Annotated in this window: 5 protein-coding genes; all 5 read left to right on the top strand. The window is 34.4% G+C overall.

Translation table 11 applies throughout. The annotated features are described in order from the left end of the window. Positions 1–576, top strand: a 576-nt coding sequence (locus ABIQ27_RS08835; RefSeq protein ID WP_348033517.1) for a phage replisome organizer N-terminal domain-containing protein, incomplete at its 5' end; no start/stop codon positions are given. Between the two features lie 12 nt (positions 577–588). After that, on the top strand, positions 589–1086 hold the full coding sequence (locus ABIQ27_RS08830; RefSeq protein WP_348033516.1) for a hypothetical protein: 498 nt from the start codon (positions 589–591) through the stop codon (positions 1084–1086). A gap of 237 nt (positions 1087–1323) precedes the next feature. Continuing rightward, positions 1324–1860, top strand: a complete 537-nt coding sequence (locus tag ABIQ27_RS08825) for a hypothetical protein (protein ID WP_348033515.1) — start codon at positions 1324–1326, stop codon at positions 1858–1860. A gap of 173 nt (positions 1861–2033) precedes the next feature. Continuing rightward, positions 2034–2768: a hypothetical protein gene (locus ABIQ27_RS08820; protein WP_348033514.1), complete on the top strand. Its 735-nt coding sequence runs from the start codon at positions 2034–2036 to the stop codon at positions 2766–2768. 50 nt (positions 2769–2818) lie between these two features. Further along, complete coding sequence (locus ABIQ27_RS08815; protein ID WP_348033513.1) at positions 2819–3691, top strand: phage Gp37/Gp68 family protein; 873 nt, start codon at positions 2819–2821, stop codon at positions 3689–3691. Positions 3692–3837 lie beyond the last annotated feature (146 nt).

Raw genomic sequence — 3837 nt, 5'->3', positions numbered from 1 at the left:
GAGACTCTTTCTATGGAATTAAATATCCCCAAACCTACAGTAGAGCTTGGAATAGTCCTCTTTAAAAAATACAAGATGATAGATATTTTTAGAAATAAAACAATTTATTTGAAAAATTTCGAGAAGCATCAAAACTTAGAGAAGATAAATTCACAAAAAGAAAAGAACAGAATTAAGGTCGCTACTCATAGGAAGAAAGTTAAACAAATGATAGGTAAGAGTGTAACCGTTACAGAACCGTTACAGCTTGGTTACGTAACTGATAAGACAAAGAAAACAGACTTAGATTCAGAAAAAGATACAGATACAGAATTTTGGGGTAGTGGTTTTTTGAACTCTACAGATTTAAAAACACAAGATGACAAATATTGCTTTACAGTCTCTTATGAGTACTACGAGAAAAAAGATAGCAATATAGAAATTCACGTCAGAACTTTTCGCAGGTATATAAAAACACTTCAAGAGTACAGCAATTTTAACAACGCAATTTTGAATTATAAACAAGAGGGAATTAAAATCCGTTATCAAAAAAACTTTTCAGATTTTGTGAAAGCTCATAAATCTTACATTTATTAAAAACCTTAAATTATGAAAAACGTAAATTTACCACAAACAGCGGACAGAATAAAAAATTTTTGTGAACAGCATTCTCTCAGTTGTGATTTTGTACAGTCATGGCATATAAGAATATATAAGCCAACCAATGAAAAAGATTTCATTGATTTATATCCTATCAAAAAAAGATTTTTTTCAGCAGTTAGAAATTTTTGGGGAGATTATCAAAATGAAATTTCACTCATACAATCATTTTTTCAAATACAAAGTGATAAGAGTTTAGCCGCTTACTATGAAGTTTTACCATTCCAAAATTTAACGCCTGATTTTTATCTTTCATTATTGCAGAAAAGAAACGGGGGAGCTGATAAATTAATGTTAGACGTTCCCTCGATGCTTGAAGAGTATCACATTATAAAATTAACTCAAGCAATTTTTAAACTGCAAAGAGTTTCAAAAATTTATTCAGCTCCAATAGATTCAGAAATAAAACAATTATTCCCCGAAGTTTACGAAAGGTTACAAAAATGAGAACTGAATATTTAAAACAGCATGGGTGGAAAGCTAAAGGATTTTACGGAATAGTTTTCTATACAAAAAAAATCAATGGAGCAATATTTGAAATTTTCGCGAATAGAATTGAGACCTGTTTCAGTCTCTCAAAAGATAGTTCAGTAATAAGGCTTGTATCTTCATTTGAAGATTTACAGGACGTTCTATATACAAATAATCTTCCTACGATTTATTAAAAACCTTAAATTATAACTTATGGAATCACAAATTAAATTAGACTTAATAAAAATTACCTCAGTTAAAAGATTGGAACATTTGATATTTTTAATTGAGTATGGTTGCGAAATAATACCCGGCTTTAATTCAGAGACAAGACTTCCAGTAGGAACGATGCACACACTCGACCAAATAAAAGCAATGCGTTTCAATACACTAATGGAATCAGCAAAACATTACTGCAGGTCTCACACAATAGATTTTCAAAATGAGATTTGCAATGAATTTACATACAGAAAATATGTGGCACTCGGGGGGGAGTACGAACCCGAACCTACTCCGTTACGCCGTAATCTCAGAAAGAATGCAAAAACCGATTACCGCTTAAAACCAATTGAAAGAAAAAAAAGATTTCCCGATATTGATTTAAAACAATTCAACCCCTCGGAGCTTCTCAACAAAGAAAAAAAATTAGTCCTATGGCCGGGCGGTCTCGGTAACTATGGTAAGAAACCTCACAGAAATTTAATTCAATTGGGTAAACAACTTGCAGAAAAAAAAATTACAGGAAGTTAAGGAAGAACGTGCGGCAAGATTCGAGGGGATATGGATAGATGAAACAATAGATCCCGACAGTAAAATATTTACATACACTGGAAGAAAAAACGGACAGAATTTTGTAAATAAAGTAAACGAAGAATTCAGAAAATTCACATAGCAGCATATTTCATTAATCTAAATTAAAATCAATGCCTACACCAAAACCAAAGCCAGGGAAAGAAAAAGAAGTAAAGAAAAATTCTAAGTCGGTCCCTAAGACAAAAGAAAAAACATCTTCCAAAGAGAAAAACAAACCGGAAGAGAAAGAAGTAAAAAATAAAAAGAGTAAAGGCAAAGACCCCGATAAAATATTGGAAGAGCCAAAACTCGGGGAAGATAAACCCGAGATTATCAAAGAGGAAAAAGTGTTAAAGATAAAAATTAAATTGTCCGATGATGAACTATTAGAACAGGCTCACAATTTCGCAAACGCTACAACTGAAAAAACGAGATTGAATGCAGAGTTGAAAATTAAGAAAGATGACTATAAAAAATTAATTGCAAAAGAAGAATTGACGATCGGAAATTCAGCGGCGGGAATTAATAAAGGTGAAGAGGAAAGAGAATTAAATTGCAGAGTTGAATATCATTTCCCTAAAGAGAATTTAAAAACTATTTATATTCTTGCTATAGGAGAGAAGCCCGAGACCCTATATAATACTGAGGAAATGACCCCCGAGGATTACAAGCTCCCTTTCCTGCAGGAGACAAAAGAAGATGAAAACAAACCGGAGAATGAAAAAGAAGCAGTTACTCCCGGAACATTCATAACGGAGCCGCCGTCCGAAACTCAGAGCAGCGATTTTCCCCCGGCGCTCACAGACATAAACAATACGCAGGAAAATAAAGAAGATAAGAAAGAAAATTTATTATTGGACGAATAACTCAAATAAGTTCTACGGATATTTTCATTTATAAAACCTTAAATTACAACATGGAAAAAACAGGAATCATCTGGACTGAGAAAACTTGGAATCCAGTAACAGGCTGTCAGAAAATCTCGCAGGGTTGCAAGTTTTGTTATGCAGACACAATCGCAAAAAAGTACGCAGGTCACGCCGCTTTCCCGAACGGATTTGATTTAACACTGCGACCCCACAAAATGAGAGACCCTTTTAAATGGGACGAACCCTCTCTCGTATTTGTAAATTCAATGTCAGATTTGTTTTGGGAGAAAATCCCGGAAGAGTATTTCGTTCAAGTGTTGGAAGTAATGAAAAAAACTCCACAGCATGAATATCAAGTATTAACAAAGAGACCCGAACTCATGCTCGAATATTCTCTCAAGTATGAATTCCCCGAAAATATGTGGTGTGGGGTAACCATTGAAGATAAGAAAAATTTACACCGCCTCGAGATATTAAAAAAAGTCCGCGCGAAAATCAAATTTATTTCAGCAGAGCCATTGCTCGAAGATTTGGGAAGTATATCTCTCAAGGGAATAGATTGGATTATCACAGGGGGGGAGTCCGGGTTTCATTTATGGAAGAGAGAAGTTTCACTCGTAAGGGGTCTTGTAGATTATGACAAAGATACAAAGTTATGGATTCCAAAGCCTCACTGCATAGAATGGATTCGTAACCTCAGAGATATAGCAAAAAGAGACGGAACATTTTTCTTTCACAAACAATGGGGGGGTAGCTTTCCCGAAGCCGCAGGACGTGAACTTGACGGAAAAACTTACAATGAAATGCCTAAATATCCCGGTGACAAACTCGAAATTAACAACGAGTATTTAAAGCACATCGAGGGGAAAAGAGTAATCGACAAAAAACAAGAATCGTTTCATCAAGGAAAATTATTCTAATGGGAGAGCTTTATACAGATACACTATTCGGAAAAGTTTTGAGCCGCCGTCAAGTGAATGATAATATTTACACTCCTGATGAATTGGCAAAAGCAATTGTAAAGTATTTTAAACCGAAAGGAAAAATTCTTGAACCTTGTAAGGGG

This window comes from Flavobacterium sp. (assembly GCF_039916025.1).
Classification (GTDB): domain Bacteria; phylum Bacteroidota; class Bacteroidia; order Flavobacteriales; family Flavobacteriaceae; genus Flavobacterium.
Note: the sequence above shows the minus strand (reverse complement) of the source record. Positions and strands in the feature narration are given on the sequence as shown.

Excerpts from the sequence above, each read along its gene's own strand:
- ABIQ27_RS08825 (WP_348033515.1), top strand. The coding sequence starts at position 1,324 with ATGGAATCACAAATTAAATTAGACTTAATAAAAATTACCTCAGTTAAA.
- ABIQ27_RS08830 (WP_348033516.1), top strand. The coding sequence starts at position 589 with ATGAAAAACGTAAATTTACCACAAACAGCGGACAGAATAAAAAATTTT.
- ABIQ27_RS08820 (WP_348033514.1), top strand. The coding sequence starts at position 2,034 with ATGCCTACACCAAAACCAAAGCCAGGGAAAGAAAAAGAAGTAAAGAAA.
- ABIQ27_RS08815 (WP_348033513.1), top strand. The coding sequence starts at position 2,819 with ATGGAAAAAACAGGAATCATCTGGACTGAGAAAACTTGGAATCCAGTA.